The organism is uncultured Aquitalea sp. (genome assembly GCF_945957525.1).
GTDB lineage: Bacteria > Pseudomonadota > Gammaproteobacteria > Burkholderiales > Chromobacteriaceae > Aquitalea.
On sequence record NZ_CAMFLA010000028.1, the window covers coordinates 1 to 23,861 of the forward strand.

23 protein-coding genes and 1 pseudogene are annotated in these 23,861 nt (G+C 64.1%); 8 read left to right on the forward strand and 16 right to left on the reverse strand.

The genetic code is table 11. From position 1 onward, the window contains the following. Positions 1-109: pseudogene (locus Q0P52_RS18405) on the reverse strand (transposase); the annotation flags it as partial. A gap of 166 nt (positions 110-275) precedes the next feature. Next, positions 276-1,232: a restriction endonuclease gene (locus Q0P52_RS18410; protein WP_293766121.1), complete on the reverse strand. Its 957-nt coding sequence runs from the start codon at positions 1,230-1,232 to the stop codon at positions 276-278. A 282-nt stretch (positions 1,233-1,514) separates the two neighbouring features. Here Q0P52_RS18410 and Q0P52_RS18415 point away from each other — a divergent pair, with 282 nt between their 5' ends. Beyond that, entirely contained in the window at positions 1,515-2,078 is a 564-nt protein-coding gene (locus tag Q0P52_RS18415; RefSeq protein ID WP_293766120.1) for a hypothetical protein, read from the forward strand. Positions 2,079-2,427: 349 nt separating this feature from the next. Further along, positions 2,428-2,841: a hypothetical protein gene (locus Q0P52_RS18420; protein ID WP_293766119.1), complete on the forward strand. Its 414-nt coding sequence runs from the start codon at positions 2,428-2,430 to the stop codon at positions 2,839-2,841. Between the two features lie 127 nt (positions 2,842-2,968). Here Q0P52_RS18420 and Q0P52_RS18425 read toward each other — a convergent pair whose 3' ends face one another. From Q0P52_RS18425 to Q0P52_RS18440, 4 genes are all read right to left on the reverse strand, one after another. Next, complete coding sequence (locus tag Q0P52_RS18425; RefSeq protein WP_293766118.1) at positions 2,969-3,355, reverse strand: DnaJ domain-containing protein; 387 nt, start codon at positions 3,353-3,355, stop codon at positions 2,969-2,971. Continuing rightward, entirely contained in the window at positions 3,334-4,083 is a 750-nt protein-coding gene (locus Q0P52_RS18430; RefSeq protein WP_293766117.1) for a hypothetical protein, read from the reverse strand. Before Q0P52_RS18430 ends, Q0P52_RS18425 begins: the two co-directional genes overlap by 22 nt. Next, positions 4,083-4,916 (reverse strand): DUF2167 domain-containing protein, encoded by an 834-nt coding sequence (locus Q0P52_RS18435; protein ID WP_293766116.1) that lies wholly within the window; start codon positions 4,914-4,916, stop codon positions 4,083-4,085. Before Q0P52_RS18435 ends, Q0P52_RS18430 begins: the two co-directional genes overlap by 1 nt. 239 nt (positions 4,917-5,155) lie before the next feature. Beyond that, entirely contained in the window at positions 5,156-5,671 is a 516-nt protein-coding gene (locus tag Q0P52_RS18440) for a lactoylglutathione lyase family protein (RefSeq protein ID WP_293766115.1), read from the reverse strand. Between the two features lie 94 nt (positions 5,672-5,765). On the opposite strand from Q0P52_RS18440, the gene Q0P52_RS18445 reads away from it, so the two are divergent. After that, the gene (locus tag Q0P52_RS18445; RefSeq protein WP_293766114.1) at positions 5,766-6,647 is read left to right on the forward strand and encodes a LysR family transcriptional regulator; all 882 of its coding nucleotides are present in this window, start codon (positions 5,766-5,768) and stop codon (positions 6,645-6,647) included. A 97-nt stretch (positions 6,648-6,744) separates the two neighbouring features. On the opposite strand, the gene Q0P52_RS18450 is transcribed toward Q0P52_RS18445, so the two are convergent. Beyond that, positions 6,745-7,167 carry a VOC family protein gene (locus Q0P52_RS18450; RefSeq protein WP_293766113.1) on the reverse strand — a complete coding sequence of 141 codons (423 nt, stop codon included), beginning with the start codon at positions 7,165-7,167 and terminating at the stop codon, positions 6,745-6,747. 247 nt (positions 7,168-7,414) lie between these two features. Here Q0P52_RS18450 and Q0P52_RS18455 point away from each other — a divergent pair, with 247 nt between their 5' ends. Next, positions 7,415-8,245, forward strand: coding sequence for an alpha/beta hydrolase (locus Q0P52_RS18455; RefSeq protein ID WP_293766112.1), 831 nt, complete (start codon positions 7,415-7,417; stop codon positions 8,243-8,245). Further along, a complete protein-coding gene (locus tag Q0P52_RS18460; RefSeq protein ID WP_293766111.1) occupies positions 8,238-11,060 on the forward strand; it encodes a bifunctional diguanylate cyclase/phosphodiesterase in 2,823 nt (940 codons plus the stop codon). The genes Q0P52_RS18455 and Q0P52_RS18460 overlap by 8 nt, the downstream gene beginning before the upstream one ends. Before the next feature lie 66 nt (positions 11,061-11,126). On the opposite strand, the gene Q0P52_RS18465 is transcribed toward Q0P52_RS18460, so the two are convergent. The 7 genes from Q0P52_RS18465 to Q0P52_RS18495 all read right to left on the reverse strand — a co-directional run bounded on the left by Q0P52_RS18465 (position 11,127) and on the right by Q0P52_RS18495 (position 16,473). Next, positions 11,127-11,660, reverse strand: coding sequence for a cytochrome b/b6 domain-containing protein (locus Q0P52_RS18465; protein WP_293766110.1), 534 nt, complete (start codon positions 11,658-11,660; stop codon positions 11,127-11,129). Positions 11,661-11,698: 38 nt separating this feature from the next. Continuing rightward, a complete protein-coding gene (locus tag Q0P52_RS18470) occupies positions 11,699-12,073 on the reverse strand; it encodes a cytochrome b562 (RefSeq protein ID WP_293766109.1) in 375 nt (124 codons plus the stop codon). Between the two features lie 163 nt (positions 12,074-12,236). After that, a complete protein-coding gene (locus Q0P52_RS18475; RefSeq protein WP_293766108.1) occupies positions 12,237-12,683 on the reverse strand; it encodes a GNAT family N-acetyltransferase in 447 nt (148 codons plus the stop codon). A 135-nt stretch (positions 12,684-12,818) separates the two neighbouring features. Continuing rightward, on the reverse strand, positions 12,819-13,160 hold the full coding sequence (locus Q0P52_RS18480) for a cupin domain-containing protein (RefSeq protein ID WP_293766107.1): 342 nt from the start codon (positions 13,158-13,160) through the stop codon (positions 12,819-12,821). 183 nt (positions 13,161-13,343) lie between these two features. Further along, entirely contained in the window at positions 13,344-14,753 is a 1,410-nt protein-coding gene (locus Q0P52_RS18485) for an FAD-binding oxidoreductase (RefSeq protein WP_293766106.1), read from the reverse strand. 31 nt (positions 14,754-14,784) lie between these two features. Next, positions 14,785-15,600, reverse strand: coding sequence for a nuclear transport factor 2 family protein (locus Q0P52_RS18490; RefSeq protein WP_293766105.1), 816 nt, complete (start codon positions 15,598-15,600; stop codon positions 14,785-14,787). A gap of 72 nt (positions 15,601-15,672) precedes the next feature. Then, the gene (locus Q0P52_RS18495; protein ID WP_293766104.1) at positions 15,673-16,473 is read right to left on the reverse strand and encodes a thioesterase family protein; all 801 of its coding nucleotides are present in this window, start codon (positions 16,471-16,473) and stop codon (positions 15,673-15,675) included. 127 nt (positions 16,474-16,600) lie between these two features. Between Q0P52_RS18495 and Q0P52_RS18500 the strand changes: the two genes are divergently transcribed. Beyond that, positions 16,601-17,578: a helix-turn-helix domain-containing protein gene (locus Q0P52_RS18500; protein WP_293766103.1), complete on the forward strand. Its 978-nt coding sequence runs from the start codon at positions 16,601-16,603 to the stop codon at positions 17,576-17,578. Positions 17,579-17,958: 380 nt separating this feature from the next. On the opposite strand, the gene Q0P52_RS18505 is transcribed toward Q0P52_RS18500, so the two are convergent. Both Q0P52_RS18505 and Q0P52_RS18510 read right to left on the reverse strand, forming a co-directional pair. Beyond that, the gene (locus tag Q0P52_RS18505; protein WP_293766102.1) at positions 17,959-19,563 is read right to left on the reverse strand and encodes a methyl-accepting chemotaxis protein; all 1,605 of its coding nucleotides are present in this window, start codon (positions 19,561-19,563) and stop codon (positions 17,959-17,961) included. Positions 19,564-19,916: 353 nt separating this feature from the next. Beyond that, on the reverse strand, positions 19,917-20,549 hold the full coding sequence (locus Q0P52_RS18510) for a TetR family transcriptional regulator (protein ID WP_293766101.1): 633 nt from the start codon (positions 20,547-20,549) through the stop codon (positions 19,917-19,919). A 202-nt stretch (positions 20,550-20,751) separates the two neighbouring features. Here Q0P52_RS18510 and Q0P52_RS18515 point away from each other — a divergent pair, with 202 nt between their 5' ends. Both Q0P52_RS18515 and Q0P52_RS18520 read left to right on the forward strand, forming a co-directional pair. Continuing rightward, a complete protein-coding gene (locus Q0P52_RS18515) occupies positions 20,752-22,122 on the forward strand; it encodes an MATE family efflux transporter (protein WP_293766100.1) in 1,371 nt (456 codons plus the stop codon). A gap of 61 nt (positions 22,123-22,183) precedes the next feature. Beyond that, a complete protein-coding gene (locus Q0P52_RS18520) occupies positions 22,184-23,830 on the forward strand; it encodes a mechanosensitive ion channel domain-containing protein (RefSeq protein ID WP_293766099.1) in 1,647 nt (548 codons plus the stop codon). Positions 23,831-23,861 lie beyond the last annotated feature (31 nt).

Sequence of the window (23,861 nt, forward strand, 5' to 3'; positions counted from 1 at the left end):
CCATGTGCACGATGCACAACTGCACGGCTGCTTTCGGGAAGACCGCCTCGATAGCTTCCGGGAAACCCTTCAGGCCATCGACGCAGGCGATAAAGATGTCCTGTATTCCTTAGCCTTGTGGTTGCCTCATTTGTACGCTGATACGCCAAAGAAGCGATTTCTGCAACGACCTCATCAATTACTATTTTTTTATCGCCATCCATAAAAATCTCCGAATTTTTCCACTTTAATTTCAAATTAGTGTTGAATTTATGAGCTTAAAGTTCATGTTATATCTATCGAATTCCTAAAGACCCCTTCATCCCCAACGTCTGTTTACAACGCGGATAGTTATGACAACCCCAGAAGTCCGGGCGGCCGCCTTTACCGGCGACATGGCGCATGGGGGTGCCGCAATTGGGGCAAGTAGGCGTGGTGTAGTCGCCGCGCGTGGCAAAAGTCAGCAGCTGTTGTTTGATGTCGGCAGGCAGGCGTTCAATCATCATCAGCAACATTTCTCCATCAATCAGCGTGATGTTGTTGCTGCGGGCAACATTTTTCGCTTCGTCGGAAAACTTGCCGCTGGTCATGAAGAAGGCTTTGGCGATTTTTTCGTGGGTCATTACGCCCAACAGCTCGCGCACCGGTTTTACGCCCACATAGCGTTCGCCCCAGGCTTTGCATTGCACTACCGAGGTGGCGTTGCCCGAATCGTCCTGAAACAGGCGGATATCTATGCCGCCATCCGGCCCCAGCGGGGTGGTCTCACTCTTGATGCCTTTGAGTTGGTAAAACTGCTGGCAAACGTCCTCAAAGCGTTTCCATTCCAGACTGCGTATCAAACCAAGCGACCACGCCTCGGGCTTGGCTGGCGCAACAGGCGTGGCCGGTGTAGCGCGGTAGGCATCCGCCACCGGGTCGCTGGGCTTGTCCACCGTGCGGCGTACAGTGGGCGGGGGGGCGCGGAGCTCGGGTTTTGGTGACTCAGGGAGACGTTGGCCGAAGGCGCGCAGGGCAGAGAGCGCCGCCATGAGGAAGAAGAAACCGGCGACGAGCCAGGCCCCAGAGGCAAAGCCTTGCGCAATGGCTTGCAAGAATATGTTTCCGGCCCAGATAGCTGGCAACACCAGTTTGAGAACTATCAGGCTGGCAAAGCCCAAGCCTGCGCTGACATACCAAGGCAGGGCGATTAAAGCCTCCGCTTGGCTGGTTTTTCCTCTTCTACGTGCCATACCTGTTCCCAAAACCGCCATTTATGCAAAAAGATTTCTCTAGGAGAGCACGCAATTACATTGTTCTCAAGTCCTGAAATCACGCTTCATGCATATAAGCGCTTTGAGTCGCAAGGCCAAGCTGGCTATACCGCGCCAATCCTCATCTTTGCCAAGCCATTGTTGTAACTACTGATCTTTACCCGCCCCCTCATTGGCGCCTGCCAGATCAATCGTTTTTTTGCCATGGCGCAACCGCCCCTCCCCACCCCGCCCGCCGTTTTCTGCGATGATTTCGTCATCAAAACAGGTTGGGGCAGTCTCATGTCGCTGATCACACGCTTTCTGCCGGTTTACCAGTTTGCCGAAACGCACACCCGCTATATCCCGGCGGCGCCGGCCGCCGTACTGGATGCGGTAAGCCGGCCGGAGGTGGTGGACGACCCGGTGGCGCGGTTATTGATTGCGCTGCGCGAGTTGCCCAACCGGCTGGCGGGACGCTTGGGTTTTGCTTCCGCCTTGCGCCAGCAGCCGGCGTTTGGCCTGGCCAACTTCACCTTTCTGGGCCGAGATGGCGATCATGAAGTGGCTTTCGGCCTGGCCGGCCGCGTCTGGCAGGCGGATTACGGCTTGCACAGTGTGGCGGATGCGGAGGCGTTTGCCGCGCTCAGCGCCGCCGGCATGGCCAAGCTGGTGATGAATTTCTCCGCGCAGGCGGAGGGCACTGGCACGCGCCTGACCACCAGCACCCGCGTGTATTGCGGCGATGCGGCGGCCTTGCGTCGTTTTCGTCCTTACTGGTGGTTGATCCGGCCGGCCAGCGGCCTGATTCGCCGCCGCTTGCTACAGCGCGTGCACGCGGCGGCCACGCTCTCCGCCAACTGCTAGCCCCTGCCCGCCACAGCCATAGGCGCTGCCGGCGGTTTTTCATGCTCCCTCCTTGTGCCGGTGGCGCGCTCTGCCGCGCATTTCTTGCCTCGTTGCCCAAGCCCGCCGGTAATCCCTCCCCTGCCGTTCAATAGCGGCACCGGGATTGTCCGGCCGGGCTTCCTGGACTGCTGTGCTAACGCGCACCAGTCCTCCCTCCATTGCTTTGCCGTTTTCCATGGCGGGCCGTGGTGGGAGTCTCTCCGGAGACGCCGGACGGAAGCCGGTAACGCCAATCCCGCCATGCGCCTGCCACCCCGATTGGCGTCAGGTTGGGAGGGTTTGTCGCTCTTCCAAAAAGGGTTGCGCCATGAGCCATACGACCCGCAATACGCCGCGCCCCCTGCGGCCTCCCATCCCGTCCCTGCCCGTCGATTCCCCCAGCCTGACCGTCCCGCGCTTTGCCCTGTTCCTGCAGCAACTGGGCTTGCCGCTGGGACGCCTGCGCGCCCACCTGGCCGCCCTGCACCAGAGCCTGGGCGAGCACCCACTGCCGGAAACCCGGCAGACGCTCAGGCTGATCAACCACGCTTGCCATATCCTTGATGCGGGGCTGGAAGAAGTGCGTTACCTGCTGGACGACAGCGCGCAACTGATGAACAAGCTGCTGGCCATGCTGGACCGTACGGAGGTGGAAGGGCTGGAAGACTACGACCTCTACATCCCGCTCAAGTACCTGCAGGGTGTACTGGATCAAGCCCGCAACGAGCTGAAGCTGGCGTAAACCACCACACCATCCCCAAGAAAACAGCCCCCGGTCATCCGACCCGGGGGCTGTTGGTTGGCGGGTGGTTGGCCGAAGGGCGTAGCGATGAGGGCGAGGGGCTGCGAGGCCGGGCTTTGTGCGGGGCTTACGCCCTGAAGCCGCGCGCTTTCATGCCCTCATCGTAGGCCACGGTGATTTCGGCGGATTTTTCCTGACACACCTGCCGCACTTCCTCGCCCATGCCGGCTACCTTGTCAGGGTGGTACTGGCTGATCAGCGCGCGATAGGCTTTTTTCAGCTCTTCCTCGCTGACGGTTTCGGCCACGCCCAATACTTCAAACCATGGCCTGCGGGCGCTGGCGGGGACGGGCGCTTGCCAGGGGTCCGGCCCGGCGCGCCGCCAGGCACCCCAGGCGTCGTCAGTCTCCGGTTTGGCCTGATCAGGCTTGGCCGAGTCGCCGATGAAGCGGGACACCAGCCAGTAACCCAACAGAGCGCAGCCGATGATGATCAGGATGTCTTTGACGGCCATGCGGAGGTTTCCCTTTGCAAAAATGCGTTAAAGCCAAGCCTGGCGGCGGGCGTCTGGCCCGCGGCGGCAAAATCCAGCTGCTCTTGCAGCGTGCCGGCGCTGTGGGCCAGCAGGCCTGCCCAGCTAGCTTCGTCCAGCAGCCTACCGGCTTCGGCCAACCCATCCGCGCTGATGGGCAGGGCCAGGGTGAGCCGGCGCGGCAGGTTGGGGGCAAACGGCGGACAACAGAGGATTTCAAAAGCCAGCCCCGCCAGTTGCCCGGCGCTGAAACCGTAGTGGCGTCGCTGCGCCGCAAGCCAGGCAAAACACAGCACGGTGGCCGCGTAAAAGGCCAATAGCGCTAGCCCGGCCTGATTCCACTGCCCGGCCAGCGCGGCCCAGCCTGTCAGCAGCAGCAGGCCGCTGGCGGCGACGGCGTACCAGCGCACCGGCGGCAGCATGCCCTCCAGCGCTGCCGGCAGTACGGCCGGTTGCGGCCCTGTCGCCCCATCCATATTCCAGGCTAGCCGGTAGGCGGGGGAGAACATGCGACACGGCGCAGGCAGATGCACACCCTTGCCGCCGATATGCACGGCGCGGCCGGCATGCTCTGCCCGCCAGCCGCCGCGCTGGCGCACCAGCAGGAATTCATTGCTATAGAGCAGGCTGGCGGCTTCGTACAGGTACAGCCCCACGGCCAGCGCGATGGCCAGCCATTCGGGATGCGGCAGGTAGGGCAGAAAAGCCATCAGGACTGTTTTTTGCGGCTGAACAAGGATTTGAGCCAGGCCCCGGCGCCCAGGCATGCGGCGGCAATCAGTTTCCAGCCGCTGGCCAGCGCCGCGCCCAGCACTGCCCAGAAGCCTTTCTTGGTGGCCACAGCCGCCGCGCCGCCAATGATCAGCGCGCCCAGGCCCAGCTCCGCCACGTGGTCGCCGGGTTTGAATTCGGAGTATTTCTGGCCGGCATTGAAATTGTAGGTGGCAAGCATTTTCTTGAATTGCGGCAGGTCGCGGTCCAGCGTCTGGGTGTCGGTGACCAGCACGGCGTTCATCACGCCCTCTCGGCCGAGAATGCGCACCGTGTAGTTCACCGACTCCACATTACCGGAGCTGACGCGAATCGCCCATTCCAGCTGGTGGGTGACGGGGTCGTAATGCGGCGGGGTGTGCCAGCCCAGCGTGTGCAGCGCCGGCATGCCTTGCTTGGCCCGCTCTTCATTGGACGGTTCGTCCGAATCCTTGATGGATTTGAGGATGGCGTCGGCGTCGATCTTTTCGTCGTCCTTCACGTAACCCATGGGGTCGAAGCTGAAATCCGACCACCAGCCCTGCTTGCTGACGATGATGATGTTGCCCGGCTCCGGCAGGTTTTTGGTCAGCCGCAGAAACTCGGAAGAGTCTTTTTCGTCCAGCCCGCTCTGCTCTGCGTTCAGAGACAGGGCGCCGCGGTTGACGATGGTTTCCTGGCGCGGTCCGGTGTGCCAGTTGAGTTTGTCAAAAGCGCTGTCGGCTTCGCCTTCGGCCAACGCCGTTACCGGGAAAGCCAACGCCAGCAACAGCAACAAGGTGTTTTTCTTCATTGTCGTCTCCAAAAATTTTCCGGCTTGGCCATGATGCTCCATGACTGCCGGCCCGGCTGATCACACCAGCCGCCCGTTATGCAAAATTAATATCCGGCATTGTGCCGCGACCCCGCGCGCAAGGCGAGCCCACGCGGCTGACCTACATCAGTCAATACGCAATAAAGCCCCCGGCCAGTGGGCGCGGGGGCTGTGTGGGGGCCGGGTTGGCCGAAGTGCTGCGGCTAGCTGTGCACAGTTTATTGTTGCGGGTTCTGATAAGCCCCGGCGGAGTAGGTCAGCTCGTAGCTGTGGCTGTAGATTTCCAGGATGTTGCCGAACGGGTCTTCCATATACACCATGCGGTAGGGCTTTTCGCCGGGGAAGTATTCGCGCACCGGCATGCGCTGCTTGCCGCCGGCGGCCACGATGCGGGCGGCCAGGCCTTCCACATCCGGGTCTTGCACGCAGAAGTGGAAGACGCCGCCTTTCCAGTATTCAAAGTTGTTGTCGCGTTTTTCCGCGTTGGCAAACTGGAAGATCTCCACGCCCACGCGGTCGCCGGTGGACAGATGGGCAATGCGGAACGATCCCCAGCCGGGGCCGAATACGTCGCTGCACATCACACCGATGGCGGAATCGTCTTCCGAGATGGTGGTGGGCGGCATGATCAGATACCAGCCCAGCACCTCGGTGTAAAAGCGGACGGCGGCATCGAGGTCGGTAACCGACAGGCCGATGTGGGAGAAATTGCGCGGGTAAGCGGGGTGTTGCATGGTCTGGCTCCTGTTCAAATGCATGGCGGCAGTCTAAGCTGGCAGCGCCATAACAAGAACCGCACAAACCTTATCTATTTGATAAATCCTGCTTATGATTAACCCACTCTGGTTGCGCTCCTTTCAAGCGGTGGTAGCCGCCGGCGGCTATACACGCGCGGCGGAACGGTTGAACCTGACCCAGGCAGCGGTAAGCCAGCACATGGCGCGGCTGGAAGCGGAAACCGGCCGCCTGCTAACGCGACAGGGCCGCGCGCTGGAGCTGACCCCGCGCGGGCATGCCTTGCTAGCCTACGCCGCAGAAGTGGCGTTAGCCGAAAGCCGGTTGCGGCAAACGCTGAGCGACGACGGCCCGCCGGCCGGCCCGGTGCGACTGGCCGTGCCCGGCAGCGTGGGCCTGATGCTGTACCCGCGCTTGCTGGCATGGCAAAGCCGCCATCCGGGCGTGTGGGTGGACCTGCGCTTTGCGCCGGAGCCCGGCATCCTGCGCGCACTGCTGGCGCAGGAGGCGGAGCTGGGCATTGTGACGCTGCCGCCCAGCGACAACCGGCTGACAGCGGACTGGCTGGGGCAGGAGGAGCTTTGTCTGGCGCTGCCCGCCACCAGTACGGCCAACAGCTGGGACGAGCTGGCGGCGCTGGGCTGGATAGGCCACCCGGACGGAGAGGCCATGGCCGGACGCTATCTGGCGCGGGCCTTCCCCGGCAAGCGGCTGGCGGACATGCCGCAACGCGGTTTCATCAATCAGATCAGCATGATTTTGCAGCCCGTCGCACTGGGGCTGGGCTTTACCGTGTTGCCGCGCCATGCGGTACAAGCCTTCGGCCACGCCGAAGCCCTGCGCTTGTGGCCGCAGCCGGAACCACTGAGCGATACGCTGTGGCTGGCGCGCCGGCGCGAGTGGCCACTGAGCCGCCCGGCCGCGCTGGCGGCGCAGCACATTCACGCGCTATTGGGCGAGACAGGCAACAGGTAGCGGCCCCGCGCACCAAAACAAAACCCCCGGCTTCACGGCGCGGGGGCTTTTTGTGGATAGCAGCTTGGCCGAAGGGCAGCAGCGGCCAGGCCGTGGCTCACGCAGGGTTTTGCTGTACGTTCACCATCCATGCTACGCCGAAGCGGTCCACCAGCATGCCGAAGCCCGGGCTCCAGAAGGTGGCCTGGAACGGCATGGTGACATTGCCGCCCTCGGCCAGCGCGTTGAAGCTGCGCTGGCCGGCGGCCACGTCGTCGGTTGCCAGCGACAGGCTGAAACCGGCATGGGCCCTGTGTTCCGAGCAGGCGCCGCCATCCGACATCAGCACATGGCTATCGCCCACGCGTACGGTGGCGTGCATCACTTTGTCGGCCATGGCCGGGTCGGGGGTGCCGCCCGCGCCGGGCGGGGCGTCCTTGAAACGCATCAGCAGAATCACTTCCGCATTCAGCGCTTGCTGGTAGAAGGCGATGACCTCATCGCAACATCCATTGAAAAACAGGTAGGGCTGTACTTGCATGGCGGGCTCCTCGCGCAGAGGCTGGACGCATCGCGTCCGGGTGGGGGTGACGGAGCGCGCCCGCATCAGCGCGCCCACGCCTCAACATAGAGTTGCGCGGGGGTGGGAGCAAGAGAAGATGGCGGGCGGCAAAACACAATGTCATCTGCTATTTCTAAAGAAGTCTGCAATGCATACAGGCTTTTCAAATTTTCATTTGCTTTGAATACTTCTTCGCCTGGCAATCAGGGCGGCAGGACAAGCCATCATGTCGGCCACACCACACACCTTGCTTGAACGATTCAGCCCGCGCTTTTGGGGCCACGGCCCGCGTCTGGTGGTGCTGGGCCACGGCATAGGCACCGACCAGAACGCCTGGCGGCTACAAAGGCTGGCACTGGTTGAGGCAGGCTATCGCGTGCTGACTTTCGACTTTGCCGGCGCCACGCCGGAAACGGAGGCCAGCTTCTCGCCCCATCACCACGACACGCTGTACGGGTTTGCCGAAGACCTGCTGGTACTGCTGCATCATCTGGAGATTGAGCCCGCCGCCTATGTGGGTCATTCGATTGGCGGGATGATCGGCCTGCTGGCCTGCGTGGCCGAGCCATCGCGCTTTGAGCGGCTGGTGCTGCTGGGTGCGTCCGCCCGTTACGTGGACGACCCGGCCAGCGCGTATCAGGGCGGCTTCACCCAGGAAGCGGTCCAGCAATTACTGGATGCGGCGCGCACCGACTACGCCAAGTGGGCCAACGGCTTTGCCCCCGCCATGGTGGGTGAGGTGAACCCGCACCTTTCCTCCGCCGAGTTTTCCCGCCATCTGCAGACGCTCAGGCCGGACATCGTGCACACCATGCTGAAGGCGGCCTTTCTGTCGGACCATCGCGCCGAGGTAGAGCGGCTGAGCCGCCCGCTTTATGTCTTGCAGACCAGCGAGGATGTAGCCGTGCCCTGGAGCGCGGCGCAATGGCTGGCCGAACACGGCAGGGCCCGGGCGCTGATCCGGCTGCCCACGCACGGCCACTTGCCTCACATGACAGCGCCTGACAGCGTCAATGCCGCGCTGCTGACTTGCCTGACCGGAAACGCCGATGGCTGACCTGTCGCTGGCGGTGGCGGCGGTCCGCGATCTGCTTGCCGCGGATGCGGTCTGCCTCTGGTTTGTCGAGGCGGAGTCCGTCGCAGTACCGGTGGCCAGCGCGCCGGCCGACTGGATGTCCCGCCCTTGCGTGCTGCCGATGGCGGATCAGCCCTGGCTTTTAACCGTAGGCGAGGCTGCGGCTGACATGCTGCCGCTGTCCCTGCGCGCGCGCGAAGCGCTGGGCCATGACAGTGCCGTGCTGCTGGCCCGGCGACAATTGTCGGCAACCGTCAATGTGGGCTTGCTGGCCTTGTGGCGACAGAGGGCGCCGCCTGCCAGCGGCCTGGAGAAAACGGTCGAGGTGCTGCTGACCGCGCTGGGACAGAACATCTGGCAAAGCGGCGCCGGCGTCAGCCTGCTGGAGGAAGATCCGCACCTGCATGCGCTGGCGGACGCACTGCCGCAGGGCATCGTCATCGTGCCGCTTGATGGCCGCATGGGCTTCGTCAACCACACCGCCGCTGGTTTGCTGGGCATCGCCAAAGGCGAAACCTTGCCCGCCCCCCTGTCTCAGGCGCTGCGCCGCCTTATCGAGCGGGCCATCAATGCCGAGGAGGTGTCCGGCTTTGTCTTGCCGCTATTGGGCGGCTTGCCGCCGGATGACGAACTGCGCAGCATCACCATGCGCTTGCCGGCCGGCCAGGCACTGAGGCTCACCATTGCCCCGGTTGGCGACAGCCAGACAAGCGCCTGGGCCTGGCTGCTGGACGACATCAGCCACGAAACCGCCTTGCAGGACAAGCTTTCGGCCAACGAGCACAAATTCCGCCATTTCTATCAAACCATGCAGGACGCCGTCGCGTTTTATGACCAGGACGGCCAACTGACGGAGGGCAATGCGGCGCTGCTCAAATTACTGGACTGGCCGCAACAGCCGGTAGCCCACGCCTTTGATCTGGGCTGGCAAGTGGAGACCTGGCAAAACATGATCACCGTCTGCCTGGCCCACGGCTTTGCGCCCATGGCCGAACGCCAGCTGCCCAGAGCGGATGGCGCGGTGGTGTTTGTGGAGTTCTCCTGCCATGTGCGCCGCGACAGCGCCGGCCGCGTCACCGGCTGGTACGAAGTGATGCACGACATCACCCAGCGCAAGGCCAGCGAAGCGCGGCTGCGGCTTGCCGCCACGGTGTTTGAACGGCATGCCGAGGGCGAAGTGCTGACCGATGCCAGTCACATCATCCTTGCCTGCAACAGCGCTTTCGTGGCCATGACCGGCTACAGCCATGACGAATTGCGCGGCCAGACGCCCCGCTTGCTCCACTCCGACAAGCACAACGACAGTTTCTACCTGCTGTTGCGCCAGCAGATTCACGCCCGGGGCTGGTGGCAAGGCGGTATCTGGAGCCGGACCAAATCCGGCGAGCTGTTTTTTAAATGGCTCACCATCAACGCTCTGCGCGACGAGGCCGGCAACATCACGCACTTTGTCGGCCTGTACCGTGAACCCGAAGCGGTAAACGCCGCGCAAGGCCGCATCGCCTATCTGGCCACGCATGATTCGCTGACCCGGCTGCACAATCGCCAGTGGCTGGAAGACCGCCTTGCCCATTTGCTGAGCGCCAGCATCGGCAAAGTCATTGGCGTGGCGGTGCTGCAGCTGGACAATTTGCACAGTGTATTGGGCACGCTGGGGCAACAGGACGGCGATGAGCTGATACGACGCGCCGCCGCCCGACTGCGCGAGGTGGGCCAAGACGCCATCGCCAGCGCGCGCTTGTCGGACGACCGGTTCGCCCTGGTGCTGGAGGCGGTGTCCATCGATCAGTTGAGCGACACCGCGCACTGGCTGCTGCAAGCGCTCAACACCCCGTCAGGCGCAGCCGCCGACCCGCACATGACCTGGTTGCTGGGCCTTAGCGCCTACCCGGAACACAGCGACCGCGCCGATGCCCTGCTGCTGAACGCGCAGGCGGCGTTAATGCGGCTCAAGGAGGCGGGCGGCAGCGGCTGCCTGCTCTACAGCGCGGACATGCGCAAGGAAATCACACGGCGCTTCCAACTGGAAAACGGCTTGCGCGCGGCGCTGGAGAAAGATGAGCTGTTTCTGCACTATCAGCCGCAGATTGCGGCGCACAGCCACCGGCTGGCCGGCTGCGAAGCGCTGGTGCGCTGGCGGCGCGGGCAAAACATCGTGCCGCCCGGAGAATTCATCCCGGTGGCGGAACGCTCCGACCTGATCATCCCGCTGACGCGCTGGGTACTGCGCCGCGTTTGTCTGGATCTCCAGCTCTGGGACAAACAAGGCCTGGCCCCGCCAGTGGTCAGCGTCAATATTTCCGCCCGCCATTTCCAGCGCCCGGACATGGTGGATGATCTGCTGGCCATCGTGCGCGAGCATGGCATTTCCCCCTACCGGCTTTGTCTGGAAATCACTGAAGGGCTGCTGGCAGAGCCCGAGCAAACCTCCGGCAAGCTGCTGGCGCTGAAGACGGCGGGCTTTCACATCAGCATCGACGACTTCGGTACCGGCTTTTCTTCGCTGTCTTACCTGAAGCACTTTGCGCTGGATGAAATCAAGATCGACCGCAGCTTTGTCGAGCATCTGTTTGACGAGGAGGGCGACCAAGCCATCGCGCTGGCCATTCTCGCCATTGCCCGCAGCCTGAGCATGCGCGTGGTGGCCGAAGGGGTGGAAACCCTCCAGCAGGCCGCCTTCTTTCGCCAACACGGCTGCGAGCTGCTGCAAGGTTATCTCTTCGCCAAACCCATGGCCGCGGAAGCGTTGGCGGACTTGCTGCTGCGCCCCGGCGGCCCGTTTGCCGACCCGGCCTGAGGCGCTAAGAGCTGAGGCAAGGAGGCGCGACGCAGCATCAGGAATTTTGTCAGCCGCTCTAAACGCTCAGGGCTTGCGCAGGGCCGGCAACATGCGGCGCAGCACATCGCCCTGCCCTTGCAGGCGGTGAGCGATGGCCCCGGCCACATGCAGGCCGATCAGCATTGCCAGCGCATAGGCAGTGGCGGAGTGGGCCAGCCCCAGCAAGTGGGAAAGCTCGCGGTTTTTCTCCAGCAGGGTGGGCAGCGTCAGGCTGTCGAACAGGGTCAGCTCGTGGCCGGCGGCATTGGTTTTCAGCCAGCCCAACAAGGGCACCAGCAGCATGCCCAGATACAACAGGCCGTGCACGGCTTTCTCAGCCAGATACTGCGGGGTACCGGCAGGATTCACCGACGCCGGCAGCCGGCGGCTCGCCAACAGGCGGTTGAGCAAGCGCGCGGCGGCCAGGGCCAGCACCAGCACGCCAAGGGCGCGGTGCAGGTCCATCAGTTCGGTGGCGTCGTCCAGCAGCCAGCCCACCGCCAGATTGGCGAAAATGGCCAGCGCCACCAGCCAGTGCAGCAGCACTACCGACAGCGGATAACGATCTTGCTTGTTCATAATGTTCTCCCGTCTGGGGCAAGCGGACTGCGCCAGCATCAATTGAGGTAGTTGTGGTAACGCTTCTTGATGGGATTGGTCTGGGCCAGCGCCGCTTTGGCGGCGGGCAGGTTATTGGCCTGCACTTGCACGGCTACGGCGTCCAGTTGGATTTGCAGTTTCTGCATGCCTTCCTTGTAGAGCGCCGGGTCTGCCTTCCAGTTTTGCTGGCTGGCGCGGCGGCTGTCGTCTTGCAGGCGGGCAAACTGCTTGGAGAAGTCCTGCATATTGTTGCTGGCCATGGCGGCCTGCATGGCCTGTTTCATGTCTTTCATCAGGTTTTTCACCTCGCCGGCCTGTACGGTGGAAACAGCGGCGAAAGCGAGCAGGCCGGCGGCCAGCAGGATGCGGGTTTTCTGGGTCAAGACGGACATCGGCGAAGCTCCTTGGGTAGGGTATGGCGCCGATGATAGAGTGCGCGACTTAAGGCAACCTTAAACGCCGCGGGGCAGTGAATGGCGCAAGGCAAAGCGAGGGCCCGACGCCGCTTGCCGCTGGCAAGGCACAGGACAAGGGGCGGCGGTTTGCTGAGCGGCCTTACAGCGGCGGCAGCCGCTTTTTCAGGTACAGCCGGCGGTGGCCGGGTGGGCAGTCTTCCAGCTCTCCCATCAGTTCAAACCCGCAGCGCTGGTAAAAACCCGGCGCCTGAAAACTGTAGGTGTAGAGAAACACGCCCACGCAGCCGCGCCGGCGCGCTTCATCGTCCACCAGCGCCATCAGCCGGCGGCCCAGGCCAGAGCCGCGATGATCGGGATGCAGCCACAGGTAGTCCACATACATCCAGCCCATGCCGTCGTTGCCGAACAGCCCGCCCACCACCTCGCCCCTTTCGTCGCGGGCGTACAGCTCCAGATTGCGGTAGGCGGAGTGATTGCCGTACAGATGCTGGCCGATCACCTCGGTGTTGAAGGCTTTGAGGCCGTCCTCGATCACCGCGCGGGCGGCGGGATTATCGCCAAAGTGAAACTGATAGGGTGTGTTCATGGAATGTGCCTGATCAATAAACCCGCCCCGCTTGCCGGGGCAAAACCGCATTCTGCCTGACGCCGCCGCCAGCCTTCGGCCAACCTTGATTGCCGGCATGGCGGCAATCCTGCCGTACAGATGGTTGACCACCGCTCAGGGCAACAGGCAATAGGTTTTGCGTACGGTTTCGTCCACTTCCCATATACCTTCGCTGTGGGCGGGAAAGTACAGCGCATCGCCCGCCTGGATGTGAAACACCTCGCCGCTGTCGGCAATGAAACGGCACCGGCCCTGAATGAAGTGGCAGAACTCGGCGTTCTTGATCTGCCGCCGCCAGCGGCCCGGCGTGCACTCCCACACGCCGGTTTCCACCCCGGCGTCCGGTTCTGCGTCATGGGTGGCAATGCGCGAGGGCGGGCTGGATAGCGGCAACCCCACGTCCTGCGGAGCGGAAAGCGTTTGCTGCTGGGCCTGACTGAGTTGAACGATGGGCATGCGATGTCCTTTTAATCATGAGCGATGCGGAATGAAGGGCCGGCCGGGCAAAACCTGGCCAGCAACGCTCGGACCCGCTCACAAAACCCCTGATCCTGCGTTGCGCTTCCTTGTCGTACTGCGGGCACGGCCGGCGCCGGCGCGCCTTGCCTCAGTCGTGATACTGATTTTTGCCAGCCGCGCTTACTGCATCAGGCTTTCCATGCGATTGGCCAACCCTTGCGCCAAGCGCCGTTGCCAGGCCGGCGAGGCGGGGTTGTTCAGCACGCGGTCTTCCCAGTCGAAGCTGCGGATGATGCCGTTGTAACCCAGCCAGCGCAGCGGCTCCGGCTCCCAGCGTGCCACTTCGGCGGTATTGCGCAGCCAGGGAATCTGCCGCAACTTGCCGTTGCGGTGGGTAATGAGCGAGGCGATGGTGCGGCCGGCCAGATTGGTGGCGCCCACGCCCTCGCCGCCATAGCCGCCGGCAAAGTACACACCGCGATCATCATCGGCGACGATTTGCGGATGAAAGCGCCGCGCCACGCCCAGGTTGCCGCCCCAGCCGTGGGTAATGGCGGCGTTGCCCAGCATGGGAAACAGCTCCAGCATCATGTTGCGGCGCATGGCCACTTCTTCGGCGGACAGGGCAAAGTGGCTACGCAAGCGGCCGCCAAAGCGGTAGCCGCCGCGCGCGCCGAACACCAGCCGGTTGTCGCGGCTGCGCTGGCCGTAGCTGACCAGCCGGCTCCATTCGCTGAAGGCCTGCCCTTCGGCCAGACCTATCTCGTCCCACAGGTCTTGCGACAGGGGTTCGGTGGCAATGATCAGGCTCTGCACGGCAATCTGGTGGCCGCGCACGCCCTGCAAGCTGCGCGAATACGCTTCCACCGCCGGCACCACCCACTTGGCCGCTACCCGGCCGCTGGCGGTGCGCACGGCTTGACGTTCGATGGCGACGACCGGCGTTTGCTCGTAAATGCGCACGCCCTTGGCCTCCACGCAGCGGGCCAGCGAGCGCGCCAGCCGCGCCGGCTGCACGGTGGCCACGTGCGGCGAGAAAATGCCGCCGAAACGGGTGGCCAGTTTGAGCTGCCGATCCAGCTCCGCGCCGTCCAGCCAGCGGAAGTCCTGCTCGCCGTGGCCGTGCGCGCGCCAGTGCGCCAATTGCTGGCGCAGGCGGGTTTCCTGCTCAGGGTAGCGGGCGGCGCAATAGAGTACGCCGCCCTTGCGGAAGTCGGCGTTCAGGCTTTCCCGCGCCACCACCCGCCCCACTTCGTCGGGGATATCCCGCAGGATGTCCAGGCACTCCGCGCGGCCGGCGGCGTCCAGATGCGCCAGCAGGCGGTCTTCACCGGCCAGCTCGCCAATCACCCAGCCGCCGTTGCGACCGGATGCGCCATAACCGGCAATATTGGCTTCCAGGATGGCGATGTCCAGATCCGGGGCGTACTGCTTGAGGTAATAGGCGGTCCACAAGCCGGTGTAGCCGGCGCCGATGATCACCACGTCGGCACTGGCGTCGCCGTCCAGCGCCGCGCGCGGACGCTTTTCCGCCGCGTCCAGCTGATCCATCCACAAGCTGATGTCGCTTGCCTGCGTTGCCTGCTCCATGGCGCTCTCCCATCGGTTGATGGGTCACACCTTAAACGGCGTCGGACGGAGGCGTCGTCGCTGCGGACACGCGAGAAAAGTCGCGCAGCCAGGCGGCGGGTGTCATGCCGGTGACTTCGCGAAAAGCGCGGTAAAAAGAGGACAGCGAGTTGAAACCGACGGAGAACGCCAGCTCGTCCACCCGCGCCGCGGCCGGAGCAGGCTCAAGACGGCTGAGCAAATGTCGCACGCGCGCTTCGTTGAGGTATTGGTAGAAGCTGCGGCCCAGCACCTGATTGAAAAGATAAGACAGCTGGTTGCGGCTGTAGCCGGTGGCGGCGGCCACCGTCGGCAAGCTGCAATCCGGGTCGAGAAACGGCCGACGTTGGCCGAAGAAGGCGTGCAGGTCTTCCGCCATGCGGCTGAGCTGGCGCGCGGACAAGCCCAGCTTTTGCAGCGGGCCGCGCGGGTCCGCCGCGCCTTTCGCGCCGGAGGGGCGTTGCAAGGTGGCGTATTCATTGATGCGCCACACCAGATTGTCGCGCACGCGGATGGCTTCGCTGCTGCGGAAATAAGCCCCGCCCTCTTTCAGCGACAGCCGATACTGAATGAAGGCGGTGTCGCCATCCACGCGGATGCGGTCCAGATGTTCCAGCCGGCCGCTCTCGGCCTGCGGCAAGGAGGCGCGCACGTAATCGCGCAGCTCGTCCTGACGAAAGACGCGGTTTTGCAGCAGGTCGTGATATTCGATGTCCGGGTGGTACAAGGCGAGGATGGCGTCCAGATCGCGGTTTTTCCAGGCGTGGTGATAGCGCAGCACCACCGCGTGGGTGGCGGGGTCAAATCCTGCGCCGTCTGCTGCCTGCATGTGCCGCTCCTTGTGCCGCTGCCGCCCGCTCAGGATGGCGGGCCCGGCTGACAGCATAGCAAGCCGCAAGGCTCAGGCGAAGACCGCCACCACCTGACGCGACAACGCCACCAGTTCGCCGTCCGGCCCGTGCAGGTGGGCGTCCTGATTGGCATAGCCATCGCGCGCGGCCGCCAGGCTGGCGTCCATGCGCCACCAGCCCTCGCTGGATACCGGCTGGCCGTGGTGGATAAACTCCAGTTCCCAACTGAGCGTACTGGCCGGCGCATGCCCTTTCACCATGGACAGCGCCACCGGCGGGATGGCGTCGGCCATGGCCACAATCTGCTCCTCGCCCATCAGGCCCTCGTCGCGCTGGCGCAACAGGATACGGTTGAATGGCTGGTCATGACCGCTGAATGGCAGCCCGCCCTCTACCCAGCGGTAGGCGTAATGGCGGGTGAATTCCGGCGACATACCGGCGATGAAGGGCAGCTCCGGGCTGGGCGACGCCTGCTCGGCCAAGGGTTTGACCGGCGCGGCGACAGACAGCGCCGACTCGCGCGAAGCGCCAAACGCCGCCACGAACATCGCCGCCACCTGATCGCCGGTCAGCAAGCGCGCCGCCATTTGCACGGCGGAACGCCCCTGCCGCAGCAGCTCAACCCGCAGGCTTGCTTGCCCCGGCGCTACCGGCGCGACAAACGTGGTATGCAGCGACCACAAGGGCGGCAGCTCCGGCATTGCCGTGCGCATGGCGCGCACCGCCAGCAGTGCCTGCACCCCGCCAAACAGGGTGCGGCCCTGCGCCCAGCTCTCGTCCACCTCGGCAGTGAACAGGCCAGGCTCGCCCGCCACGGCGGCTACGCTGCGACACACTTCATCGATATGCATGGTTTTTCTCCTGGAGGTCCTGCCTGCGCCATCCGGCGGGGCAAGCAGCGTGCAGGCAGTCTAGCAGTGGCCTGCCCGGACCATCAGTGGCAATATTGACAATCTTCATGCCGATATCGCCATCATCATGCATCAGGTTCGCTTGCTCCTGCTGGACAACTGCTATGCCGGCAGCGTGACCGGTTTCATCGATCTGCTGCACTTCGCCAACCAGATTGCCCAGCGCAAAGCTTGGCCGAAGGCCTTCCACTGGCGGGTATTCAGCCTGGACGGTCGGCCGGTGACCACCGCCTCCGGCCTCTCGCTCACACCGGAGGGCGATGCCGCGCTGGCCAGGGACGCTGACACGCTGGTGCTGCCGCCGCTGGGCTACCAGCGACTGGCGGATTTCGAAGCCCGGCTGGCGACGGAAAAGGCGGCTGGCGCACTGGCCGCCCGCCTGCACAGCGAGGGCCGGCGCGTACTGTCCTTTTGCACCGGCGTGCCGCTGCTGGCGGAGCATGGTTTGCTGGATGGCCGGGAGGCCACAGTGAGCTGGTGGCTGCATCACTGGTTTCGCCAGCGTTACCCGCAAGTGCGCTTGCAGGACTACGCCACTTGCAGCGAATCGGACGGCGTTTGGTGCGGTGGGGCCACCACGTCTTATATCGATCTGGCGCTGCGGCTGATCAGGCAGGTGGCCGGCGTGGAGCTGGCCATGTCCTGCTCGCGCCTGATGCTGGCGGACCTCAATCGCGCGAGCCAGGCACCATACATGTCGATGCAGAGCTTTGCCGGCCACGGCGACGAGCTGGTGCTGCGCTGTCAGGCCTGGTTGCAACAGCACTTGGCCCACCCTTACCGGCTGGGCGAACTGGCCGACAGCGTGGGCGCGAGCGAACGCACGGTGATGCGGCGTTTTCAGCTGGTGCTGGGCCAGCCGCCCTTGCGTTATCTGCAGCAATTGCGCTTGCAGGCGGCGCGCCGCCTGCTGGAAACCAGCACCTTGCCGCTGGAGGATATCGTCGGCCGGGTGGGCTATGCCGATGCGGCCAGCTTTCGCCGCCTGTTCCAGCGCGAACTACAATGCACGCCGGCGGAATACCGCCGCCGCTTTGCCGCCTGAGCCACGAAAACGCGCCGATAAAACCGGCTGCGGATCATGAATCCCCCCCTCTCGCTTCCCGGTCAGCCAGCGAACCCCTTCTTCAATTGGCCGTGCAAGGACGTTGGAGGGGGAATAAACGGCAAGGCTGCGGCATTGCCAAGTTAAGCGCGGCTAACAAACATCCATATCACGGCTAAGGCGAGGCGCCGACGCGGGCAGTCCTTGAGTACGCAAGGAGACGCAACGCAGCTTCCGGTGTTTTGTTGGCGGCGCCAAGTCGAAAGGCCCGACTTGGCCGGGCCCTACGCCATCCTGCCCAATGCCTGGCCAGCCTCCGACGCCGGCAAAGCCAAAGGCGCGGTCTAAGGGCCGCGCCTTTGCTGTTTCGCCTACTCAAGTTACAGACGGTAAGCGGCGACGATGCCCTGCATCTGCCTGGCTGCGGCGTCCAGTTGGCGCGCCGCGCTGGAAGTGGCGCCCGCGCCCTCGTTGGCCTCGCGCGCCATGTCGGCGATGCGGTCCACCTGTACGGCGATATCGGTACTGGCCGAGGCCTGCTCGCGAATGGAGCCGGTAATGCTGCCCACCAACCCCACCAGATCCTGCGTGGTGCTGCCGATGCGGCTGATGGCGTCCTGCGCCTGATCGGCCCGTTGCAAACCGTTGTCCACGCGAGACACCGTCGCGCTCATGGCGCGACCGGTCTGCTCGTTGCTGTCGGAAATGGCGCGGATGACAGTGGTGATCTCGCCGGTCATGGCGGCGGTGCGTTCGGCCAACTTGCGCACCTCGTCCGCCACCACCGCAAAGCCGCGCCCCTGCTCGCCGGCCCGCGCCGCCTCGATGGCGGCGTTGAGCGCCAGCAGATTGGTCTGGTCGGCAATGTCCTTGATCACGGAAACAGAGGCCACGATGGTCTGCGCCTGTTCGCCCAGCCGCCGCACGCTGTCGGAGGCATCGCGTACGGTGGCGGCGATGTCGCGGATATCGTCCACCGTGGCGCTGACCACCTGATGACCGGAGCTGGCCAGATCGCCGGCGGCTACCGCGTGATCATTGGTGGAGGCCGCCTGCGAACCCACGTGGTTGATGCTGACGGTCAGCTGCTGCACGGTGGCGGCCACACTGGCCGACACTTCGCTTTGCGCCTCGGCGGTACGCGCCACGTCGGTGGAGGTTTCCGCCAGCGTGGTGGCCGCGCCGGCCACGCGATGGATGTTGCCGGCCAAGTCGGACAGGCTCGACTGCAAACGGTCCACCAAGCCGTTGAAGGCCTGGGCGATGCTGCCCAGCTCGTCCTGGCTATCGGCCGGCGCGCGGCGGGTAAAGTCCAGCGAGCCGGCGATATCGCTGATGGCGCCTTGCAAGCCGCTGATGGCGCGACTGATGGAGCGCGCCAGCGACCAGCCGATAGCGCTCACCACGATCAGGCACAACAGCACCGTGCCCCAGCTGATGGCCTGCACCCGCGACAGCAGGGCGCGGGCATCGCCGGCCGCCCCGGCAGTCACGCTGTAGTTGTATTGCAGATGCTTGCCCGCCGCCGCCAACACGGCGCGCGAAGCCGGCTCCACCATGCGCAGGGCGGATTTGGAGGCCACGATATCCCCACTCTCGGTGGCTTCCAGATAGGGCTTGAGCTGCGCCACGTAGTCGTTGAGGGTTTTCAGGTCCGCCGCCAACAAGGCCTTGTCGGCCTCATCCAGCGGCTGATAAGCCTTGAGTGCGGCGCGCGCGTCGGCCTCTGCGTCGGCAATGGCCTTGGGCAAGGCCATCAGCTCATTGGCGTTGTCGGTGGTTTGCAGCAGCAGGGAATCGGCATGCAGCCGCAACACGTCGGCTTCGAAGCGCTGCAATGATTTGAGACTGGGCATCTGCTCGCTCACCACTTCTTCCACGAAGCGGCCGAGACTGAAAACGGTATAGGCGATAACGGCGCCGCTAAGGCAAAGGCCCAGCGTGGAAATGGCCGCCAGCATGGTAAGACGGTACTTGATCTTCATCGTTTGCATTCCGCATAGCCCGAGGGCCGGTCCATCCTCTATGCCGTCGACGAGACGGCCTCCCCGTTCCGGGAATGCGCATGGCGATGCATTATTTGATCTGAAAATATCGCCAGTCATGAATACCGCCATGAACCTGCATTGCAACACACATGATGCGCATGTGCGTCAATGCGTGAAAATCATGGAAATACTCGCTCAAGACAGCATAAAAGGTCTTCATTGCCCGCTAACCGTCTTGAGACACCCCCTGAACCCGGCCATCATCTAGCCACGCATTTGATCAAAATGGCAAGAAAAAGGCGCAATTCCGCTATTCCGCCGGCAAAAGTGCGTCATCCGGGCGACGCCGCTCAGCGGCGACGCAATTGCGGCGCTGCCGGCAGGCCGGCCAGGGTGGCGGCGATCATGCGCTCGCTGTCGGCCAGCGCCTGTTCGGCCTGACCCTCGTCATAGCTGAACTTGAGCATGGAATAGATGCCGTCGAACACGGCGTAGAGGTAGCGGTTGCAGAGGGGCACATCCAGGTCTGCCGGCAGCTCGCCGCAGGCGATGGCCTGCTTCAGCAAACGCCGGCTGTAACGCATGGATAGGCTGTCCATCAGATTGCGCCGACGCAGGATGGGACGATTTTCTTCGTTGCGTTCGCACTTGAAGTAGAGGATTTCCCCCACCCGCTGCAGCTGACCAGGGCGGCTCCACAGCAAGAGGTAATAGCCGGCGGCCTGGGCCAGCGCCGCCATCGGGCTGTCCAGCCGCGGCAGGCTGTCGAAGTGGTCGTGCTGCATGGCGCGCTCGGTCATGGCCAGGCACACCTCGATCTTGTTGGCGTAGTGCCCGTACACCGCGCCGCGCGATACGCCGGCGGCGTCGGCGATATCAGCCATGGTGGTGCTGGCAATGCCCTTGGCCAGAAACACGCGCTCCGCGCCGTCGAGAATGGCGTCCCGCGTTTTCTGCGAATCTTCCTTGGTTTTGCGCGCCATGCCCTTGCACCCCGCCTTGAGAGACGCGCCATTATGCCACAATTAAATAATTAATCGCTCATGACTGATTAAATGTTAGACTACCTGTTTCAACACCAACGCCAGAGCGCCGCCATCTGCCGCAGGCAGGCCCTAACCACGGGCAGCCGGCAAGACGTCCTGCCCTCCGGCGCAACCTTCCATTCATCAAGGAGCGTCTGTCATGACTGCCGATCTGCGCGATCTGGACACCCTGCCCGTACGCCGCCTGTTCTGGCGTTACGCGGCGCCGTCCATCGCCGGCATGCTGGTGACGGGCGTCTATTACCTGGTGGACGGCATGTTCGTCGGCCGTTACGTGGGCGAAACCGGTCTTGCCGCCATCAATCTGGCCTACCCGCTTGTGATGTTCATCCTGGGGGTAGGGGCCATGCTCAGCATGGGCGCGGCTACCCGCGTCAGCCTGTCGCAAGGCGCGGGCAAGCCTGATGAAGCCAGAAACGCACTGGCCGCCGGCCTGTGGCTGACGCTGCTGGCCGGGCTGCTGATACCGCTGGCGGGCTGGCTATGGCGCGAGCCGCTGCTGAGCCTGCTGCGGCTGGATGCCAGCCCGGCCTTGCGCCAGCAGGCCGGGCTCTACCTCTCACTGATGCTGGGCGGCGCGGTGCTGGTGCTGGGCCAATTTATGACGGCGGCGCTGCTGCGCAACGATGGCCGCCCGCGGCTGGCCACTGCCTTGCTGAGCGCCGGCGCGGTGCTGAACATCCTGCTCGACTACCTCCTGGTGGTGGTGTGGCCCTTCGGGCTGGCCGGCGCCGCAGTGGCCACCCTGTTGGCCGAAGGTCTGGTCAGCGCCGCAGGCCTGATATATCTCACTTCGCGTCATGCCCGCCTGCGCCTCAGCGCCAGCGATCTCTTGCGCTGGCCGCGCGGTATGGCCGATGTGCTCAAGCTGGGCTTGTCCGGCTTCATGATGGAGCTCAACCTGGCCTTGCTGCTCATCGTCCACAACCTGCAACTGCTGCGTTACGGCGACGAAACCCAGGTAGCCGCCTATGCCATCGCCGGTTATACCGAATCGCTGTTCATTCTGGTGGTGCATGGACTGGCCATCGGCGTACAACCGCTGATCAGCCACGCCACCGGCGCCGGTGAACCGCGCCGGGTGGCGGAAACCCTGCGCTACGCCATTCGCGCCACCTTGCTGACGGGGGGGCTAAGCTGGCTGCTGGTGCAGGCTCTGCCGGAGCTGATCGCCACCGTCTACACCAGCGACAACCCGGTCCTGCTGGCGGCCGGCGTCGCCGCGCTGCGGCTGCACCTGCTGGCCATGCCGCTGGACGGGCTGATCATCATGGGCGTGGTGCTGCTGCAAGCCATGGCCGATACGCGCGGCGCGCTGTTCGGCACCGTGGGCAAAACCCTGTTGCTGCTGCCTGTGTTGTGGCTGCTGCCACAAGCGCTGGGGCTCAACGGCGTCTGGCTGGCGCTGCCGCTGGTAAATCTGTTGCTGGGCGCGGTCATGGCGCTGATGCTGGCGCGCCAGTTGCGTCGTCTGAGCGGCATTCGCCGCCGTCAGCCCGCCTTGACCTGACCCCCTGCCGACGGCGGGCGCTTCCGCTATGATGATGGTGACATTTCCCCGGAGCCGTCTCATGCCGTCCGCTCGTTTGCTGCGCGCCTGCCTCAGCCTGCTGTGCTTGTTCTTCGTCCTGTGCGCGCCCGCTCGCGCAGCCGAACCGCGCCTTGCGCCCGATGCCTGGGAGCAGGAACGCACGCTCACCCTCGGCAACACGCCGGTATATCTGTTTCTGGCCCGCGAAGGCGAACTCACCCCGCAACAACGCGTAGAACGCGTCCGGGCGCGGCTGGCCGTGCTAGACGAAAGCGATGCCGCCAAACCGGTTACCGCCACCCCCTTCGGAGGCGGGGCCAGTGCCGGTTACCGGCTGGCGGTCAACGGCAAGCCGCTGTTCAACATTCTGGCGGGCGATCTGGACCCGGCCGACGGACTCAGCCTGCAACAATCCGCCGCCAATGTGCAAAAACGGCTGGACGATCTTCGCCTGGCGTATCTCGAACAACACTCCGCCAGCTCACTGTCGCTGGGCGCGGGGCTGGGCTTGCTGGGTACGCTGGTCTTCGCCGCCATACTGTGGCTGGTGCTGAAAGCCCGCGGGCTGTCGCTGCAGAAACTGACGCAACGCACCGCGCTCGGACCCGCATGGCTGCGGCGGCGGCCCGAGCTGCAACAATTGCTCAGCATGTTGGAGCGGGGCGTCATCAATATCACCGCCCTGCTGGTAGGGCTATTTGCCACCTATATCTGGCTGACCTGGCTGCTGGCCCGCTTTCCCTATACCTTGCCCTTCAGCCGTCGGCTGGGCCGTTTCCTGTTCGGCCTGTTCGGCGATCTGGGCGCCAGCGCGCTGGGCGCGGTTCCCGGCCTGCTGACGGTCGCCATTATCTTTCTGCTTACCCGCCTGCTGGGGCGTTGCGTGCAGCTGCTGTTCGACATGGTGGAAAGAGGGCAGCTGAGCCTGCCGGGCATGCATGCGGAAACCATCGGCGCCACCCGGCGGCTAGTCAGCACCGTGCTGTGGCTGTTCGCCCTCACCGTGGCCTATCCCTATCTGCCCGGTGCCAACACCGACGCCTTCAAGGGCATGAGTGTTTTCTTCGGCCTGCTCGTCACCCTGGGTTCAGCCGGCATCATGAACCACGCCATGAGCGGCCTGGTGCTGGTTTATTCCCGCGCCATGCGACCGGGCGATTTTGTGCGCGTGGGCGATGTGGAAGGCGTGGTCACCGAGCTGTCCGCCCTGTCCACCAAGATCAAAACCCGCAACGACCATGAAATCACCGTGCCCAACGCCGTGGTGGTGGGCGGCAAGGTGGAAAATTTCAGCCGCACCCAGGACGGGGTGGGCATGATGATCACCACTACCGTCACCATCGGCTACGACACGCCGTGGCGGCAGGTAAAGGCCATGCTGGAGCTGGCCGCCCGCCGCACCCGGCTCATAGACCAACGTTTGCCGATGCGGGTGCGCATGCTGGCCTTGCAGGACTTCTACGTGGAGTACGAATTGCAAGCGCGCGGCCTGCCGGGCCAGCTGTCCCATGATGTGCGCAGCGAGCTGCACGGCCACATACAGGACATCTTCAACGAATTTGGCGTTCAGATCATGTCGCCGCACTTCATCGCCCAGCCGGAAAACAATGTGCTGGTGCCGCGCGAACACTGGTACGACGCGCCGGCGCAAGCCGATCAGGACCCGCCGCCACCGGCCAAGGACTGAATATCGACTCGTTGGCCGCAAGCAAAACCGA

Excerpts from the sequence above, each read along its gene's own strand:
- Q0P52_RS18410 (WP_293766121.1), bottom strand. The coding sequence starts at position 1,232 with ATGGCGGTTTTGGGAACAGGTATGGCACGTAGAAGAGGAAAAACCAGC.
- Q0P52_RS18415 (WP_293766120.1), top strand. The coding sequence starts at position 1,515 with ATGTCGCTGATCACACGCTTTCTGCCGGTTTACCAGTTTGCCGAAACG.
- Q0P52_RS18420 (WP_293766119.1), top strand. The coding sequence starts at position 2,428 with ATGAGCCATACGACCCGCAATACGCCGCGCCCCCTGCGGCCTCCCATC.
- Q0P52_RS18425 (WP_293766118.1), bottom strand. The coding sequence starts at position 3,355 with ATGGCCGTCAAAGACATCCTGATCATCATCGGCTGCGCTCTGTTGGGT.
- Q0P52_RS18430 (WP_293766117.1), bottom strand. The coding sequence starts at position 4,083 with ATGGCTTTTCTGCCCTACCTGCCGCATCCCGAATGGCTGGCCATCGCG.
- Q0P52_RS18435 (WP_293766116.1), bottom strand. The coding sequence starts at position 4,916 with ATGAAGAAAAACACCTTGTTGCTGTTGCTGGCGTTGGCTTTCCCGGTA.
- Q0P52_RS18440 (WP_293766115.1), bottom strand. The coding sequence starts at position 5,671 with ATGCAACACCCCGCTTACCCGCGCAATTTCTCCCACATCGGCCTGTCG.
- Q0P52_RS18445 (WP_293766114.1), top strand. The coding sequence starts at position 5,766 with ATGATTAACCCACTCTGGTTGCGCTCCTTTCAAGCGGTGGTAGCCGCC.
- Q0P52_RS18450 (WP_293766113.1), bottom strand. The coding sequence starts at position 7,167 with ATGCAAGTACAGCCCTACCTGTTTTTCAATGGATGTTGCGATGAGGTC.
- Q0P52_RS18455 (WP_293766112.1), top strand. The coding sequence starts at position 7,415 with ATGTCGGCCACACCACACACCTTGCTTGAACGATTCAGCCCGCGCTTT.
- Q0P52_RS18460 (WP_293766111.1), top strand. The coding sequence starts at position 8,238 with ATGGCTGACCTGTCGCTGGCGGTGGCGGCGGTCCGCGATCTGCTTGCC.
- Q0P52_RS18465 (WP_293766110.1), bottom strand. The coding sequence starts at position 11,660 with ATGAACAAGCAAGATCGTTATCCGCTGTCGGTAGTGCTGCTGCACTGG.
- Q0P52_RS18470 (WP_293766109.1), bottom strand. The coding sequence starts at position 12,073 with ATGTCCGTCTTGACCCAGAAAACCCGCATCCTGCTGGCCGCCGGCCTG.
- Q0P52_RS18475 (WP_293766108.1), bottom strand. The coding sequence starts at position 12,683 with ATGAACACACCCTATCAGTTTCACTTTGGCGATAATCCCGCCGCCCGC.
- Q0P52_RS18480 (WP_293766107.1), bottom strand. The coding sequence starts at position 13,160 with ATGCCCATCGTTCAACTCAGTCAGGCCCAGCAGCAAACGCTTTCCGCT.
- Q0P52_RS18485 (WP_293766106.1), bottom strand. The coding sequence starts at position 14,753 with ATGGAGCAGGCAACGCAGGCAAGCGACATCAGCTTGTGGATGGATCAG.
- Q0P52_RS18490 (WP_293766105.1), bottom strand. The coding sequence starts at position 15,600 with ATGCAGGCAGCAGACGGCGCAGGATTTGACCCCGCCACCCACGCGGTG.
- Q0P52_RS18495 (WP_293766104.1), bottom strand. The coding sequence starts at position 16,473 with ATGCATATCGATGAAGTGTGTCGCAGCGTAGCCGCCGTGGCGGGCGAG.
- Q0P52_RS18500 (WP_293766103.1), top strand. The coding sequence starts at position 16,601 with ATGCATCAGGTTCGCTTGCTCCTGCTGGACAACTGCTATGCCGGCAGC.
- Q0P52_RS18505 (WP_293766102.1), bottom strand. The coding sequence starts at position 19,563 with ATGAAGATCAAGTACCGTCTTACCATGCTGGCGGCCATTTCCACGCTG.
- Q0P52_RS18510 (WP_293766101.1), bottom strand. The coding sequence starts at position 20,549 with ATGGCGCGCAAAACCAAGGAAGATTCGCAGAAAACGCGGGACGCCATT.
- Q0P52_RS18515 (WP_293766100.1), top strand. The coding sequence starts at position 20,752 with ATGACTGCCGATCTGCGCGATCTGGACACCCTGCCCGTACGCCGCCTG.
- Q0P52_RS18520 (WP_293766099.1), top strand. The coding sequence starts at position 22,184 with ATGCCGTCCGCTCGTTTGCTGCGCGCCTGCCTCAGCCTGCTGTGCTTG.